Origin of the sequence: Catalinimonas locisalis (genome assembly GCF_038039535.1) — a bacterium.
GTDB lineage: Bacteria > Bacteroidota > Bacteroidia > Cytophagales > Cyclobacteriaceae > Catalinimonas.
The window spans coordinates 28,889-46,262 of the sequence record NZ_JBBPHP010000022.1 but is presented as its reverse complement, the minus strand read 5'-3'; the positions used below and the strand labels follow the sequence as shown (position 1 = coordinate 46,262).

Genomic DNA, 17,374 nt, shown 5'->3' with positions numbered 1-17,374 from the left:
TAATTATATGACTTTAATTGACGGTAAGCAGACCGCTCAGCAAATCAGGCAGGAACTTGCCGAAGATGTAGAAAAAATCAAAAAAGAAGGAGGGAAAATCCCCCATCTGGCGGCAATACTTGTGGGTGAAGATCCTGCCAGCGATACTTATGTGCGCATGAAGGTCAAAGACTGTGAGCAGATTGGCTACAAATCCACCCTCATTCGTTACGATGCAGATATTTCTGAAGCAGAGCTTCTGGCAAAAGTGGAAGAGATCAATAATGATGATGATATTGATGGGTTGATTGTACAACTTCCTCTTCCTGACCATATCGCAGCAGAAAAAATTACTTTTGCTATCCGTCCTGAAAAAGATGTAGACGGCTTTCATCCTATCAATATCGGTAGAATGACTAAAGGCTTACCAGCCTATGTTTGTGCTACCCCTCATGGTGTACTGGAGTTGATCAAGCGCTACAAAATCCCTACTGAAGGCAAACATTGCGTAGTAGTGGGAAGAAGTGATATTGTGGGTACGCCAGTCAGTATTCTGATGTCAAGAAAAGCTTATCCCGGAAATGCGACGGTAACCGTGTGTCATAGCCGTACACCTAATATTCCTGAGATTACCAGACAGGCTGATATACTGATTGCTGCCCTGGGTAAACCTGAGTTTATTACTGCGGATATGGTAAAAGAAGGCGCGGTGGTAATTGATGTGGGAACCAGCAGGGTAGAAGACTCTTCCAAAAAATCAGGCTTTGGGTTGAAAGGTGATGTCAAGTTTGATGAAGTAGCTGAAAAATGCAGTTATATCACACCCGTACCCGGTGGCGTTGGTCCAATGACGAGAGCTTCTCTCCTTTATAACACCATGCTGGCAGCGAAGAAGCAAGTTTATTAGTAAGTTCAAGTCTGATTTGAGAGTTTGAAGGTAAGGTGAGACCATGATTGATGTTAGTAAAAATATTAAAGTAGACATTTTGCCGGTGATGGAAGCTTTCTATACCGTACAAGGAGAAGGATTCCATCAGGGCAAATCCGCTTACTTTATCCGTTTGGGAGGCTGTGATGTAGGATGTGTCTGGTGCGATGTAAAAGAATCGTGGGATGCAGCTGCGCATCCCCAAATCTCTGTTGAAAATATAGTAAAAGAAGCAACTCAGTACCCTGGCCGTTTGGCAGTGATCACCGGAGGAGAGCCGCTTATGCACAATCTTGGTCCACTGTGTGATGCATTGCATCAAGCAGGTTTTACCATTAATATTGAAACTTCAGGAGCACATCCCCTAAGTGGTGATCTGGATTGGATATGTCTTTCTCCTAAGAAATTTAAAGCACCTTTGCCGGAAATCTATCAAAAAGCGGATGAACTGAAGATCATCATTTATAACAAAAGTGATTTTCAGTGGGCCGAGCAATTTGCTGAAAAGATGCGTCCTGACTGTCAGTTGTATCTCCAACCGGAATGGAGCAAGTCAGACAAAGTACTTCCTCAAATTATTAACTATGTAAAAGCCCATCCCCAATGGAGAATTTCGTTGCAGGTGCATAAGTTTATGAATATCCCATAAGGGAGATGAAAATTTTCACCAAAAATTGATAAAACCATTAGGGAGATACTTATGATTGCCGAATAAAAGTTTTTATATTTGCAACTCTTTTGAGAAAATGAACTTTGATAACGGCAAAATCCGTTAAAACCATAGAAAAAACGAAGGCTATGAAAAAAGATATCCACCCAGAATACAGAAAGGTCGTATTTCATGATACGTCCAGCGATTTTAAATTTATCACTCGTTCTACCATGAACTCAGAGGAAACTGTAAAGTGGGAAGATGGTAATGAGTATCCCGTAGTGAAGGTTGAAGTAAGCTCTGCTTCTCACCCCTTCTATACTGGTAAGAAATTGTATGTTGATACTGCAGGCCGTGTAGAGAAATTTAACAAGCGTTATAAGCGCGACAAGAGTTAGTATTAAACGTCATCAAATTTTAAAGTCTTCAGTTATCTGAAGACTTTTTTTATTTCTTAAATGGTTCTTGAATTAGTACTTGTTTATTAATTTCGGAATTTAAGTTTTACACCTTCAATATGCAGTTTTCAGATATTAGTGGCCTGAAAGAAATCAAAGAGAGTCTGATACATTCAGCACAAGAAGGTCATGTGGCGCATGCTCAGCTGTTTTTAGGCCCGGAGGGTAGTGCTAATCTGGCAATGGCAGTAGCTTTTGCTACTTATCTTAACAGTCACACTCTGACTTCTGCTGATGGCGGAATGTTTTCTGAGGAAGTGAATAAGCTAAGCGTGGACAAGCCCAGTTTTGAAAAACTCAACAAATTTATTCATCCGGATGTACACTTTGTTTTTCCAGTCAGTGCAACCAAAAATATTTCAGGGAAGGATGTGGTGAGCGATAGCTACATCAAAGAGTGGCGTACTTTCCTGGCTGAAAACCCCTATGGAGATGCAGTAGACTGGAGCTCATATTTTGGAGCAGAAAACAAACAGCTCAATATTTCTAAAGAAGAAAGCCGAAATATCATCAGAAAACTTTCTTTAAAGTCTTTTGAAGGGAAATATAAGATAGTCATCCTTTGGCTTCCGGAGCTTTTACACCCTTCTGCAGCCAACGGAATTCTGAAGATACTGGAAGAGCCTCCGGACAATACGCTCTTTTTTTTGGTAGCCCAAGATGTAGAAAAGATACTACCAACCATCCTGTCACGTACTCAGATTGTAAATATCAGAGCTTTTACGGATGAAGAGCTAATGCTGAGTTTAGCCAAGCGAGAGGGCATTGAAGAACCTCAGGATAAAAGAATGTTGCAGTTAAGGCAGATTGCCACATTGGCTGATGGAAACTTAAATCAGGCGCTTAAGCTTTTAGGAGAAGTAGAAGAGGATAGTCATCAGTTTTTCAGAGATTGGATGCGTATTTGTTATGTTCAGGATTACAGCAAACTAACCCATATGATGGATCAGGTGCAAAAAATGGGTAAAGAGGCTCAAAAAGGCTTGATGCAATATGGTTTGGGTATGCTTCGTGAAACACTCATGGTAATAGCCACCGAAGGTCCTCCCGATGATAGTAATGATGAAGTAATGCTCAAAAAAGATAAAGTGTTGATTAGGTTGCAGGGAGAGGAACTTAAGTTCATTACCAATTTTAGTAAAGTGATGACGTTTGATAAGATTGAAAAAATAACGCAACTCTTCAATCAGGGATACTATCATCTGATGAGAAACGCTAATCCAAAAATTGTATTTCTGGATATTTCGCTGAAGATAGGCCAAATACTGCGGTAGAGTGAAGACAATTTGGCGTTAAAAAATTAGAAGATATGAAGTTAAAAATAGGTACTAGAGGAAGTAAGCTGGCTTTGTGGCAAGCCTATTATGTAGCAAATAAGCTTCAGCAGGGCGGTGTGGAAACTGAAATAATAACAATTGATACCAAAGGAGATAAGAAGCTTGATGTTACTATTGCTGAAATCGGAGAAAAAGGAGTGTTTACTCAGGAAATTGAGCAACAGCTTCTTGATGGAGTAATTGATATTGCAGTACATAGTGCTAAGGATATGCAATCTGAGTTACCGAAAGAATTTGAGCTTGTGGCTTTTACTGAAAGAGAGAGAGTACATGATGTACTGGTAAGTCATCAGCCAGTGGATTTAGCAAATGATAAGAAAGAATGGGTTGTCGGTACATCTTCAGCACGTAGAAAAGCCTTGCTAAAACACTATTATCCCCATGTCAGAACTGTGGAAATAAGGGGCAACTTGCAGACAAGATTCTCTAAAATGGAGTCAGGTGCATGTGACGCTATGTTACTGGCATACGCAGGTGTACACAGAATGAATTACCATAACCATATAGTTTATGAATTTGACACTGAAGTCTTTATACCAGCAGTAGGGCAGGGAAGTGTAGCTGTGGAAGTTTTGTCTGGCATGGAAAATGAAAAAAAGCACCTTATAAAAAAACTTGTAAGTCACCCTGAAGCAGAATCAAGATTAGTGGCAGAGCGATCATTTCTCAAGACTCTCCGGGGAGGATGTAGTATCCCGGTGTTTGCACTTGCAAATCTTGAAAAGGGCTTGTTACAGCTTACTGGTGGTGTTATTAGCCTGAATGGACAAGAATTAATAAAACATAGTGTTGGCGGAAAAGCAGAGGATGCTGTGGTGCTGGGGAAACAACTTGCAGTAAAAATTCTTGAGAATGGAGGAGACTTAGTTCTTGAAAAAATTAAAAAACAAATGAATATTTGTTAGGTTTGTATTTTAAATAGCTGTTACATTTTTATTAATGAGGAAATATATTTTCGTCTGTTTTTTATGTCTGATATGGATAATAAGTGCCTGTAGTGCAGAGAAAGATTACTTAGTGACCATCCATACACCTTACGGAGATATGCATGCTGTTCTCTATGATTCAACTCCCGAGCATAAAGAAAATTTCATTGAGTTAGCACAACAGGGTAAGTACGATAGTACTACTTTTCACCGTGTAATTAAAAATTTTATGGTACAGGGAGGAGATTTGAGTACTAGCCCAGGCTATAATGCTGAAGAAGATTCCATTGATTATACCATACCTGCTGAATTTGTGGATACTCTTTTTCATAAAAAAGGAGCTTTAGCAGCAGCAAGACAGGGAGATCAGATCAACCCTGAGCGGGCATCCAGTGGCAGTCAGTTTTATATTGTTCAGGGCACTGTATATTCAGAGGATGAATTACTTACCGATATGAACAAGCTCGGTAAAGGTATACAGCAATTGATTAAAAATGATGGTTATAAAGAGGTAGGGGAAGAGCTTATTGGCTTATATCAGAGTGGTGATTTTGAAGCTTATACCAGAAAGATGGTTGAGTTGAAACCGTTAGTAGAAGAAGAATTAAATATTGAAGTGGACCGAAAGTATCCAAAAGAACGTTTAAAGGCATATACCACTATCGGCGGCGCTCCTCATTTGGATGATACTTATACAGTTTTTGGTGAGGTTATTGATGGGTTAAGCATCGTAGATTCAATCGCTGCTCAACCTACAGGTGCAATGGATAAGCCTACAAAGGAAATTTACATGACAGTGGATGTTGAAGAGTTATCCAAGAAAGCGATTACAAAGAAATACGGATATCAGTATCCATCAACAGATTAGACTTTTTTAAATTCGTCACTATGAAAATATTAATAACCGGTGCAAATGGACTTTTGGGGCAAAAACTAATTGCTCTACTTACTCATGCTAAAGGTATTGAAGTAGTTGCTACTTCAAGAGGTGAAAATGTAAACTATTATGATCTTCCTGAGTATCATTTTCGCTCATTGGATATTACAGACAGAGAACAGGTAAATCAGATAATAGAGGAAGAAAAACCTGACGTAATTGTTCATACTGCTGCAATGACCAATGTAGACGCCTGCGAACAAAATCAGAGTGAGTGTTGGGAAGTTAATGTGGTGGCAGTTGAATGGTTGTTGGAGGCGGCAAAGGAAATTAATGCTTTTTTTATTCATCTCTCTACTGATTTTGTATTTTCTGGTTCTAATGGGCCTTTAGCGGAAGATGAGAGTCCAGCTCCAGTGAATTACTATGGCAAATCTAAAGTAGAAGCAGAACTGCTGGTACAGCAAAGTGAGGTTAAACATGCTATAGTAAGAACTGCACTGGTGTATGGAGTAGCACCAAGTATGAGCAGAAGTAATATTGTACTTTGGGTAAAAGAAAGTTTGGAGAATGGAAAAAGTATAAAGGTAGTTGATGATCAATACAGAACACCTACACTAGCAGAAGATCTGGCGCAAGCCTGCTGGTTAATTGCTCAAAAGAAAGCCCAGGGAATTTTTCATATTTCAGATGAAGAAGTCTTTACTCCCTACGAACTGGCAATTATGGTGGCTGAGCATTTTAACCTTGACAAGTCTCTAATTAGTAGAACTGATTCTAGTGAATTTAAGCAGCCAGCCAGACGCCCCCCTAAAACTGGTTTTATTATTGAAAAAGCGAAAAAAGAGCTTGGATACCAACCTCATACCTTTAAAGAAGGCTTGGCTTACCTGGAAAAACATTTAAAAAAAACTGAGAAAATTTCTGCTTCATGATTAATTGGTTTGTTGAAAGACTTAAAAAATATTAATTAGCATATCTTTAATAATTACCCTAATTTGTAGGTGCTTTATTTAAAATGAAGCACCTTTATTTTGTCTTTTACAATCTGAATCAATCATTAAGTAATAATCAAATTATGCGTAAGCCTCTACTTCTTTGTATGATGTTTCTTTGGGGAACATTTCCTGCCTTAGCCCAGGATCAAAATATAGAAGAGAAAAGTATAGACCAGATCATTGACAGTATATTTGCGCCAGCAGCCGATTTTATTAGTACTGTGTTTTTCTTTCCGCTAATTACAATACAAGGGGTGGAAGTTCCTTTTATTGTAGCCTGGCTGATCACTGCCGCTATTATCTTCACTTTTTATCTGAACTTCATCAATCTAAGAGGCTTTGGTACAGCATTTGACATCGTAAAAGGAAAATATACACATGAAGGTGACCCTGGGGAAGTAACGCATTTTCAGGCACTTGCTACTGCACTTTCAGGGACAGTAGGTTTGGGGAATATCGCGGGGGTTGCTGTAGCGATTTCAGTTGGCGGACCTGGGGCTACTTTCTGGATGATTACTTTTGGCCTATTTGGTATGTCTGCTAAGTTTGTAGAATGTGCTTTAGCTGTACGTTATAGAAATGTTCATGCTGATGGCAGTGTATCCGGTGGCCCTATGTATTACCTGAGAAAAGGTCTTGCAGAAAAAGGGTTAGGAAGAATGGGTATATTTCTGGCTGCCTTATTTGCCTTCATGGCTATTTTTGCCTCTTTTGGAGGAGGAAATATGTTTCAGGTTAACCAAGCTGCCCAACAGTTTATCAACATCTCCGGTGGCAGTGATTCTTTCATTGCTCAAAATACCTGGGTTTTCGGACTTATCTTAGCCATACTGGTAGCGATGGTGATTATAGGGGGAATTAAAAGTATTGCCAACGTTACCGAAAAAATTGTTCCTTTTATGTGCGGCTTATATCTGCTCACTTCTATTGTAGTGATTCTGATTAATCTTGAACAGGTGCCCGATGCTTTTGCTGCCATTATTGACGGTGCTATTAATGGAAAAGCTGCGGGTGGTGGATTAATAGGTACTTTAGTATGGGGACTTAGGCGTGCAACCTTCTCTAACGAAGCTGGTGTGGGTTCTGCTGCGATTGCCCACTCTGCTGTAAAAACTAGCGAGCCGGTAACTGAGGGCTTCGTTGCATCTTTAGAGCCTTTTGTAGATACTGTAATCGTATGTACAATGACTGCCTTAGTTATTGTTATTTCCGGTGCCTATAAAGACGAGAGCATTGCTGATGGAATTGCCCTCACTTCTACTGCATTCTCAACCGTTATTGACTGGTTTCCTTTCTTACTTGCTATTGCCGTGCTTCTCTTTGCTTTTTCTACGATTATCTCATGGTCCTATTATGGCCTAAAGGCTTGGACATATCTGTTTGGAGAAGGTAATATTTCAGTTACCAGCTATAAGGTAATTTTTTGTGCTTTTATTGTAATTGGAGCTTCAACCAATCTGGCTAGTGTTTTAGCTTTCTCTGATGGTATTCTCATAGCAATGTCACTGCCCAATCTTATAGGGTGTTATATACTTCTACCACTGGTCAAAAAGGATATGCAGTCATTCTTGACGAGGATCAAGAAGGGTAAGATTGAAGTTTACGACTAGCATTCATTCTTCGCAGAAAACCATATCGTACTGCTCTGAGGTAAGTGCCTGACGCTTGATAATGTTACCTTTATAATCCAGGTGGATAATGATGTAAAGATCAGCTTCAGGCACATACTTTTCTGAATAGTAAATAATGTCCTCCTGATTTGTAATACTTCCAAAAAGGCGTATATCATCATAAGTTGGGGCGAGAATCTCCCCTCTTTGGTTACTAAGAATCCCATAGCCTCCATCTTTATATATTTTGATGACTTTTTCCTGAGCGTCTGATTGTACTATGTCAAAGTCACTAATTCCATCGTATAAAATATACTCTTTCTCATCGTCAAACTCTTCAGAGGGGGAGAAGCGGTAGATCATCCATTCATCCTCGGATTTTACAAAAGCAGATGTATCATTCCAATACCTGACCTCATCAAAAGTAAAGTCTGTTAATTGGACATTATTTTGATTAATTAGCCCATAAGCATCATCTTTTCTGGCTATAAAAATTTCGTAGAATGAAGAGTCTCCTTTTTGATATACTGGCGACCCATAAGACTGAAGCATAGCTTCATATCGGGGTTCAATCATCGTTTTGCTGGGATACCGGTAGATACCAAATCTTTTGTTTTGAAAAATGGCTAGAGTACTGTCTTTGTAATTACTAATTCCCTGATAACGTATAGGAACAAGTTCGTTACCCAAACTATCCAGTAGACCTTTTTTACCTCTTTCTTCCACCACAAATAAGCCCGAAGGGTAGAGGTTAAGGTTAGAAAAATTACCAGTCAGAATGCGTTTACCAGACTGACTCCAGACTTCTTTAGGGCCATTTTTTGGAGATATCAGCAGGTATTCATTTTCTTTTTCATTGGTAGTGCTACCTGGCCTAAGCAACAAAAAAGTAATCCTTTCAGGTGATACTAATGCAAGCTTACCACCATTCTGAAATAATACTTTTACACTGTCTTTGGCATCCTGAAAACTTTCAAACAATAGAGCAAAGCTTTCGCCAACTAGTTTGACAGAGTCATATACGTTTTTTTCATTATCTGTCTGTGAATCAAACAAATGAAATCCCTGCTTATTCTTCAATGCCAACCAGCGTTTATTAAAATAAGCTTTTTGATAAGTAATTTCAGGCTGATCAGAAAGATTCTGTTTATCATAAAGGTAGTATACGGCAGTATTTCGGTTGAGTAAGGTGTCATTTTTGACATAAGCTTCAGTTCTGTTCTCTCTTAACAACCACTTTTTGTTCGGGCTCTCACTTCCATTGATCAGGCGTATAATATTTTGTCTGGCAAGGGGAACGGCAGTGTTGAGATTAACATCTAGCACTGTTTCATATTGATCAGAAAAGGCAACAATATGTTGCTGGTCAAGTAAAGCAGCATCTTCATAGCGAAAAGATAATTCCAATCCGTTTTGATCGGCAGAATTGATAATTTTTTCTCTGGTTGTAATAGCTTTTAGGCCCTGCTTACTCAGTACGATGAAGTTTCCATATTCTTCTATTTCCTCGTAGACTGGTTCTAAGAGTACCCGCCCACTAAAACTGATAAGTCCCCATAAACCATTTTCTTCAATTTTGATAAATTGAAAAGGTACAGCTTCTGAAGGCATAGCGGGTATTAACAACGCAGTATCTAAGGGATAAGTCCAGTCTACTTTGGGATAAATAGGAAGGCCTGCCTGGTGCATTAATTGATAATTTCCCTCTTCATTTTCAATGAGCATCAAACCAGCCTGCATACCATAGACCTTCTGACTAAATAAATTTCCAGAAGATTCAATATTGTTTCGGGGAAGTTGGTACTCATATATTGTCTCACCCGCTTTGGATAACAAACTGTGAAAAACATAATCTTTATCGGCAGTTGCCAGATGGATTATTTCGTCAGTAACACCTTCACAAAAATAGTGGGTTGGAATCAGATTATATTGAGTATCAACGATATACTTACCTTTACTATCTAATAGACCATAATGCTGATTTTCAAAAATTGGCGCAAGCATACGTTCACTAAACTGGGCTGCTTTTTTTAAAGAATCTGTAAGAGGGTAATTTTTATAACTTTTGAAAAAACTTTCTTTATCATGTGCAGCGACGTATAAGTGGTAAAATAAATTTACAGCCAGGCGGATATGCTGGCTGGAGGGGTAGTTTTTTATAAAATTTTCATAGGAATTGAGTTGATTTGAAGCAGTAGTTATTTGAAGGATTTGCTCTTCCGCCTGAGGGCGAAACGGTGAGTCTGGAAATGCTTCTAAAAAATCAATGTAGCTCTGTAAATCTCCGGAGCGCGTCTTTTCCCGAAATACAAGAGTATTATATCTTTCTTTGGCCAGGTTAAATTCTTTAGCCTGAGGGTAAGTATCCATAAATTCTTTGTAAGCCTCGTAGGTGTCCAGGTTGTTCGCTGCCCTATAGGCTAGATGATTTCTATTTTGTATAGCTTCCTGAATTTGAACCTGAGGAGCATCAGGGTGGGTGTCTAAAAAATTTTGGTAAGACTGTACTTCGTGCAGGTTTTGAGCTCTTTCAAAAGCAAGCGTATCATTGTAAAGTTTTTGCTGCACAAGGGCCAGGCTATCAATTCCTTGTTTTTGCAGCTTCTCTTTGCTTTTAACATCTGAAGCCTGATAGTCTTCTATGGCTTTTCTGATAAAATAAAAAGATGAGTCAATGTTGTATGCTGAGTAAGAAGTATCAGTATAGAGAAGGGAGTACACATAATAAAGGTCAGCGTTGAGGGTATCTTTTGCAATAGCTTTATCCAGCGTATGCTTTACTTCAGCAAATTTTTGTTTTTGCAGAAATTTTAATGCCTGTTTGCTGCTGTTACATGCAGAAATTAAAAAAAAGAACAGAAATATAAATAGTAAATGTTTTTTCATGTATCAGAACTATATTTTTTGCCAATATCGTAAAAAAAGATGAGCAATAATTTTACCTAACTGATCAGGGTTTTAAGGAATTAATATCAGAAGATAATATGAAAGGTTTGGCAAATTTTGAGAAAGCCTTATCTTTGCAACTCCAAAAATCACAAGGTGTTTGAAGATACCTTATGACGGGATGTAGCGCAGCCCGGTTAGCGCACCACGTTAGGGACGTGGGGGTCGCTGGTTCGAATCCAGTCATCCCGACAAAAAAAGCTTTATACAATTAGTATAGGGCTTTTTTTATGCATTGGTAGAAACATAGTAGAAACAAAATTGCTGATAACTAAAAAAGTATATGCTTACAGTATTCCTACTATACTATCGGGTATCTATTAACTCATACCCTCTTCCATATACTGCAACAAGCCTGTTAGACCTAGATTTGATTAGTCTTGAAAAGTTTGAGTTTTCAGTTTTTATAGGGATAAAATCCTCATTGGATATCTTCTTGTTTAGATCAATATATCCTAAGCCATCCGACCTCAAGACATAGAGATAATTATTGACTAAAGAAAAGTCTATGTACGATATCTTGCTATAAGGATCATCAGATATAATAGACAACCAAGATTTATTTAAGTGTAGATACCCTTCTGTTTTTCCACTCACTGAAATATTTTGGCTATTACCTCCATGATAACTAGCTGAGGAGAATAATACTGTCCAGTCTTCATTGATATCTCCTTTGATGATGTGGTCATTGGGCGCACCACTAGGAAGTTGTATAGTTTCAAGGTGGGTTGGATGTTCAGGAGTAGATATATCGTACTTAATCAGATACTTGGGATACACAACATTGTCTACAAGAATTAAATCGCTTCCTTTTATTAAAATATCATCAATAGATTTACCCTCTACTACTTTTATGGGCAAATCCATAGTAGTAGGGCTGAGGTTTACATCTTCAAGATTTAATACGGAAAACATCTCACCTTTAAAAGGGTACCTACTTCTATATTCTCCCCCTAGATATACTATGTTACCTTTTACATTGATTGCCTTGTATTGACTATCTCCTTTCTCTAACAATAATGAGCCGGCAGTATCATGGACAGTCAGGGTTTGTGTTTCAAAACATAATGAAACAACTAAGTCATTTTTAGTAACTATGCTCTTTGAATCAAATGGTATATCTATTTCACCAATCTTTGTTATGCCCTGTTTGCTAACTTTAGCAATAATGCTGTTACTCAATTGTGGAATTACTATAGTATCATTCATATTAATTTTAGTGTTTAGTGATTTCTTCAAATACTATCTCTGACCTCATACGCTTTATAAATGCTCTTTATAATAACTACTACAAGCTTGGGTTCTTTAGTCACCCAAACACTCAATAATAGTTTGATTTACAACACGCTATGGATTTCATTTTTGTGTTGATGAATAAATTCTGACACTTTACTCTTCCTCATAACTATTGTGATGCCTGCTGACAGTAACATATCATTTTTAATAGAATATTAGTGCCAGCTACAATATCATTTCAAATACATAGAAATTAATTTTCAGATATCCCCTAAAATTTATTTACGGTTTCAAATACTTCGTTCTGCTAACACTTATAAATCAAATAAGAAGTAGAAAAAAATAGATATACTTGAGGGTTTTTACTCCACAGTTATTAAAATAGGGAGTATAAATGATCAAGAATAAAAACGCAACTATGGACGAAGAACTAAAAAAAATCAAACACAACATCCAAATGCTAAATATTATGATGGAACAACATCATAAAAATGGCCAGCAACTTGAAGAAAATATTAAGCAGATAGGGCTAAGCCTTGATGTAATCATTGAAAATCAAGAAAAAAATTTAAGGGAAAATGAGAAGAAAAGGTCCTTTAATACTAACATTAAGGAAATGAGTTTTCCTACGTCTATTCCAAAAAAACCCAATAAAGTTGTAGGTATACGAACTGGGATCTCTTTGGAAAAGCATGAACGCATATTAGATTTATCATACCATTCAGGATTTCCTGTATATGATATCCTTCGTATAGCGGTTGAGGCTTATATAGAACAAATAGATCCAAAACCTAGGCCGGATATAGTAAAGAAGAGGCGTATAAAAAGGGGAAGACCATTAAAGAATAAAAAGTCTTTATGACAATAAGGAGAGAAAAAAAAATTACAGCGATTTCATATATTAAGAATTCGCTGTAGTTTGTTTCTGCTTCTTATCAATATTGCAGATTAAAACGCTCCTTATTTTATAGATAGCTAAACGCGGCTTACGCAGCTTTTGGAAAAATAAATTTTCCAATATTTTTCAACACGATTTCTTTACTATATTAAGTAGTTATACATGCAAATAAAGCAGATATGAATAAAGGCTTTTTGAGATAAAGAAAACAAACGTATTATAAACCAACCTAGCGGCCATGAAGGAGATATCTATTTTATCGCTTTTGAATAAGCAGAAAGAAGCTAATCAAGATGCCTACCAAGAAATTTACCAAGCAATAGAACAGGATAAGACCCTCTATGAAGGATCATGGACCGGAGATGAAGATATGAGTGATGAACAGGCTTTATTATATGCTGGGTTTAAACCAGATTCTATTTTAGAAAGATTAGGCAAAAATTCTTCATCCATATTAATAGCCTTGGAAAAAGAAAGCCCTGCAAAGTTTTATTTAGAGGAAGATATCAAGGAAGTAGCATTATCATATGGACTTAAGTTTTTAAAAACGAGTGATTTCCAGGGGGACCAAAAAAGCATATTTATAAATGATATAAAGAGTTTCCTTCATTTTTTGGCTTCATTAGAAGATAAAAATGGTGGTGTAAGCCGTGTCTTTCAATTACTTCACTCATCAAGGTTTTATCTATTTAGTTTACCTCAGACCTTTGAAGGAAAGGGTATTTCTTCCTCTAAACCACCTTTATTATTCTACAATATTGGTGCAAATATTTATTACCTGGTGAGCACCTATGATTCTTACCTTTAAAGATCATACTGCACTGATATACAGTTAAATCGTGTTACTTATTTATTCTTCTCGTTTTTTAGTATGATCTCTTGGTTTAGCTTTTCAAGCTGATAGTTGTACCAGCTTACAAAAAGCTCAAAGCCTATAGTGATAGATAATAGAGAAATAACTATCCAACTCAGTACACTAAAGTCAAAAAAGAACAAAAGATAGAGGGCGAGAAGCAAAATTATATCGGTATCTACGAAAATGTTATTAATTGATTTCATATTAAGCTACTTATATGAAGTAAAAACGGTCTACAAATAGTAATCGTTATCCACTAACCTCCTAAAACCTATGAGTGAAGTATCTCTTCTGCATAAATTAGAACAACAAAAAGAAAAAAACCTAGAAGCTTACCAGTCATTATTCAACTCGCTCAATTTATCCCGAATGGATCGTTATGATCAACTTTCTGAAACAAGCCAAACTAACTATCAAACACTTCGTCAGGCAGGTTTTGCTCCAGAATCAATTGTTGACGACTTAGGTAAAATTTCATTAAAACTGTTAATCCAATTTGGGAAAAACAATCCAGAGAAATTATACCTGGAAGATGATATTAAAGCTGTTGCCCAAACTTATGGACTTAAATTTCTGAGTACTTCATATTTTAAGGGTAAGCACAAAGACTCTTTCCTTGATGATTTGAATGCTTTTCAGCAAAACCAATCTTTAATTCATAAAAATAATTATTTAGAAAGCCCCTTATCATCATATGATTATCGTTTATTGGGCCCATCCCGATCTTTTGATGACCACAATCACGAGGTATTAAAACCACCTTTGCTTTTTTATAATGTGGGGAAAGGAATTTACTATCTGGTAAGCAACTATGACAATTGGGTTAATGAAGTTAGAAAGGTCGTTTATTGGCCACTGGCTAGTTTTAACCGAACCCTTATCTATCTGGTAATTTTAGTTTCAACCTTTTGTGCGCTTTACTTGCTATTTGATAGCAAAATATTTCTGTTGGCAAGCATACTGTTTACATTGGTACAGTTGTTTTTTATGCCTTTAGTGATACTTTGTGATTGGGATCGTCCTAATACTTTTCCGTCGTGGTTTAAAAAAACCATATATAGCCTAGTGCCCTATTAGGCATTGTAGATTAGATCTACCACTTAATTTACTATAATTCATTCCGTCAATTTGAAATGACTAAGTTGACAATTCAAGTGATATATTACAAATTTTGGAGGAGCATCAATTTTGTATTTAAGTTAAAAGGCTAATTCAAAAATTTCAATTTATTGTACTGCGCTCATCACGCGATAATTCTGAATTGAGGAAGAAAAAACGAATCCTATTATGGCTTAAAATCCTCCAAATGGAAGTGTACGACCTCCTTAGAAGAAATATGGATGCATCCGAGTACAAAGAATAAAAAAGTCTTTATGGCAAAAAGGGCTGATAAAAATAAAGCGCATTCTTTTGTTTAATATATATGTAATTTGTTTTACTTCTTCCAGTATTGCAGGTCAAAATTCTCCATACTTTATATATATCTGAATATGGCTTACACCACGTTTATGAAAAATAAATTTTCTAATATTTTTTAACACATTTTCTTCACTATATTGGAAGGCAAAATGAAGAAATAAAGAGGGTGATTGTACTTACTCTAAGTGGTCTTCGTTTTATTGGCCTTTATGTTTATTGATTTAATCTAGGGTATGAACGCGGTAAAATTAACTTTTGCAGAGATATTAAAAATAGAAGGAAATTTAGAACATTATCATATTCCAAAATATCAACGTGAATATGTGTGGGGCAGAGGTCATTGGGAAACTTTGTTAACAGATATATTAGAAAATGATCCTGATTATTTTATAGGTTCAGTAATAGTTGTAAACCACTCAAATAACTTAAGGCCTGGAGAAGAAAAAATATATCAAGTGGTTGATGGTCAGCAAAGGCTTACCACTTTAAGTATTTTTCTCGCTGCAATTTATTATAGATATAAGGAATTATACAATGAGTATCAAAAGGAAGAGGATGAGGAAGAATTAAGAGATATTACTATCAAGCTTGATAGCATAATGAAAAAACTCATTAAGAAAAAAAATGAGGTTTATAAAGATGAAGAAGGAAGTTTTAAGGATGGTAAGTACACTTGCTTTTTAAGGGTGCAGCCTTCTACTCAAAATAATAACTTAGATGACTATAAGTATATATTTTATGATTGCGGGATATTAAAAGATGTAAAACAACCAAAATTTGCCGGAAATAGGAGGTTTTATAAAGCATATGACTACTTCTATAATGAATTGCCTGAATCTAAAGAAGATTTAGATGCATTATTAGATAAACTTAATAGACTCATTTTTATACATATATCTGTTAATTCACAAGCTGATGCTTTTACCCTATTTGAGACACTAAATAATCGGGGTGTTCCTCTTTCTCCAATTGATATTATCAAAAACAGTCTTTTGGCTGAGATGGAAAAGCAGCAAAAGCAAGGTATAGATGAAACTTATGATAAATGGCAAGATCTCTTAAGCTTTATCCCAGATTTTGATAATCAGATTCGTTTCTTACGCCAATACTATAATGCATTCAAAGTAAATCAAGAAGTTAAGCATGACAGGATATCAAAAGCAACGCGAAGCAATATTTTACAAATATATGAAAGGTTGATAAAGAAAGATGTACAATTTACCTTGAATGAGTTCTTGACAAAGGGTAAAACCTATGGAAAGTTTATTGAGATAACTGAAGAACCTAGATCTAATGTTGCTAGCCTTCTTGCAGAGCTCAATAGAGTAGAGGCAGCATCTTCATTTACCTTATTATTGTTTTTATTTAGTAACGAGCAATATCTAGAAAAAGACTCAACCCTAGAAGAAATTTTAGGCTTTCTAATTAAGTATTATGCACGAAGGAATATTACTGATTATCCAAACACAAGAGACCTTGATGCTATTAATATAGAAGTTGTAGAAAAGTGTGCAGAAAAGATAGAGAGTTCTAAGAAGGTTTCTTCCCAAGATATTATCGGATGGCAAATGAATAGTGCGAAAGGGCAACCTTCAACATTACAGGATCTCAAGGAATGGCTAGAAGACGATATCTTCATTAATAATGCCGGTATGACAAGGTATTTGTTATGGAAGTTAGATAGCATTAGTCATAATAGAGAGTATTCACCGGATTTATGGAAAAGGAATCCAAATAATGATAATTACATTTGGACGATTGAGCACATTTTACCACAAGGACAAAATATTCCTAACAGCTGGGTTGAAATGATTGCAAGTGGAGATAAGGAAAAGGCACAAGCAATTCAATATGAATGGGTACACAAATTAGGAAATTTGACTCTATCTGCTTACAACTCTAATCTATCCAATAAATCTTTTTCTGAAAAGCAGAGTAAAGCACATAAAAATGTACTTGGAGAAGAACTGTTTATTGGCTATAGAAATGGGTTATCATTAAATAATTTACAATTTAAGATAAAAGGGGGTAAAAGTTCTTTAGCAAATATTAGTTACTGGAATCACGAGACAATCAATGCGAGAACAAGGTATATGATTGACAAAATTGTTGAAATATTTGCATTTGAAGGTGAGAGAGAAGAAGTATTGGCAGATTCTAATTCCTCACTCGGTTAACTTCTAATAAGTCATCTACTAATTTTAGAAATTATTATAAATGATCCGTTTATTTAACTCATCTGCCATTTAGGCAA

15 protein-coding genes and 1 tRNA gene are annotated in these 17,374 nt (G+C 36.3%); 13 read left to right on the top strand and 3 right to left on the bottom strand.

Going from position 1 to position 17,374, the window contains the following annotated elements:
• The first annotated feature begins 7 nt into the window (after positions 1–7).
• From WJR50_RS21700 to WJR50_RS21665, 8 genes are all read left to right on the top strand, one after another.
• Positions 8–886 (top strand): bifunctional 5,10-methylenetetrahydrofolate dehydrogenase/5,10-methenyltetrahydrofolate cyclohydrolase, encoded by an 879-nt coding sequence (locus WJR50_RS21700; protein ID WP_341295424.1) that lies wholly within the window; start codon positions 8–10, stop codon positions 884–886.
• Positions 887–929: 43 nt separating this feature from the next.
• Positions 930–1,556 (top strand): 7-carboxy-7-deazaguanine synthase QueE, encoded by a 627-nt coding sequence (locus WJR50_RS21695; protein ID WP_341295423.1) that lies wholly within the window; start codon positions 930–932, stop codon positions 1,554–1,556.
• 149 nt (positions 1,557–1,705) lie between these two features.
• The gene (locus WJR50_RS21690) at positions 1,706–1,957 is read left to right on the top strand and encodes a type B 50S ribosomal protein L31 (RefSeq protein WP_341295422.1); all 252 of its coding nucleotides are present in this window, start codon (positions 1,706–1,708) and stop codon (positions 1,955–1,957) included.
• Positions 1,958–2,076: 119 nt separating this feature from the next.
• A complete protein-coding gene (locus WJR50_RS21685; protein ID WP_341295421.1) occupies positions 2,077–3,291 on the top strand; it encodes a DNA polymerase III subunit in 1,215 nt (404 codons plus the stop codon).
• Positions 3,292–3,326: 35 nt separating this feature from the next.
• Entirely contained in the window at positions 3,327–4,259 is a 933-nt protein-coding gene (gene hemC / locus WJR50_RS21680) for a hydroxymethylbilane synthase (RefSeq protein WP_341295420.1), read from the top strand.
• Positions 4,260–4,293: 34 nt separating this feature from the next.
• Complete coding sequence (locus tag WJR50_RS21675; protein WP_341295419.1) at positions 4,294–5,148, top strand: peptidylprolyl isomerase; 855 nt, start codon at positions 4,294–4,296, stop codon at positions 5,146–5,148.
• A gap of 20 nt (positions 5,149–5,168) precedes the next feature.
• Positions 5,169–6,092 (top strand): dTDP-4-dehydrorhamnose reductase, encoded by a 924-nt coding sequence (gene rfbD / locus WJR50_RS21670; RefSeq protein ID WP_341295418.1) that lies wholly within the window; start codon positions 5,169–5,171, stop codon positions 6,090–6,092.
• A gap of 143 nt (positions 6,093–6,235) precedes the next feature.
• Complete coding sequence (locus WJR50_RS21665) at positions 6,236–7,765, top strand: alanine/glycine:cation symporter family protein (RefSeq protein WP_341295417.1); 1,530 nt, start codon at positions 6,236–6,238, stop codon at positions 7,763–7,765.
• A 3-nt stretch (positions 7,766–7,768) separates the two neighbouring features.
• On the opposite strand, the gene WJR50_RS21660 is transcribed toward WJR50_RS21665, so the two are convergent.
• A complete protein-coding gene (locus WJR50_RS21660) occupies positions 7,769–10,651 on the bottom strand; it encodes an outer membrane protein assembly factor BamD (protein WP_341295416.1) in 2,883 nt (960 codons plus the stop codon).
• A gap of 177 nt (positions 10,652–10,828) precedes the next feature.
• Between WJR50_RS21660 and WJR50_RS21655 the strand changes: the two genes are divergently transcribed.
• Positions 10,829–10,903, top strand: a tRNA-Pro gene (locus tag WJR50_RS21655).
• Between the two features lie 114 nt (positions 10,904–11,017).
• Here the strand turns inward: WJR50_RS21655 and WJR50_RS21650 are convergent.
• The gene (locus WJR50_RS21650; protein WP_341295415.1) at positions 11,018–11,920 is read right to left on the bottom strand and encodes a hypothetical protein; all 903 of its coding nucleotides are present in this window, start codon (positions 11,918–11,920) and stop codon (positions 11,018–11,020) included.
• Positions 11,921–12,365: 445 nt separating this feature from the next.
• Here WJR50_RS21650 and WJR50_RS21645 point away from each other — a divergent pair, with 445 nt between their 5' ends.
• Entirely contained in the window at positions 12,366–12,809 is a 444-nt protein-coding gene (locus tag WJR50_RS21645; protein ID WP_341295414.1) for a hypothetical protein, read from the top strand.
• Positions 12,810–13,083: 274 nt separating this feature from the next.
• A complete protein-coding gene (locus tag WJR50_RS21640) occupies positions 13,084–13,653 on the top strand; it encodes a hypothetical protein (protein ID WP_341295413.1) in 570 nt (189 codons plus the stop codon).
• A gap of 38 nt (positions 13,654–13,691) precedes the next feature.
• Here the strand turns inward: WJR50_RS21640 and WJR50_RS21635 are convergent, their stop codons facing one another.
• The gene (locus WJR50_RS21635) at positions 13,692–13,904 is read right to left on the bottom strand and encodes a hypothetical protein (protein ID WP_341295412.1); all 213 of its coding nucleotides are present in this window, start codon (positions 13,902–13,904) and stop codon (positions 13,692–13,694) included.
• Positions 13,905–13,974: 70 nt separating this feature from the next.
• Here WJR50_RS21635 and WJR50_RS21630 point away from each other — a divergent pair, with 70 nt between their 5' ends.
• Positions 13,975–14,778: a hypothetical protein gene (locus WJR50_RS21630; RefSeq protein WP_341295411.1), complete on the top strand. Its 804-nt coding sequence runs from the start codon at positions 13,975–13,977 to the stop codon at positions 14,776–14,778.
• A 575-nt stretch (positions 14,779–15,353) separates the two neighbouring features.
• Positions 15,354–17,297 carry a DUF262 domain-containing protein gene (locus WJR50_RS21625; RefSeq protein WP_341295410.1) on the top strand — a complete coding sequence of 648 codons (1,944 nt, stop codon included), beginning with the start codon at positions 15,354–15,356 and terminating at the stop codon, positions 17,295–17,297.
• Positions 17,298–17,374: the final 77 nt, after the last annotated feature.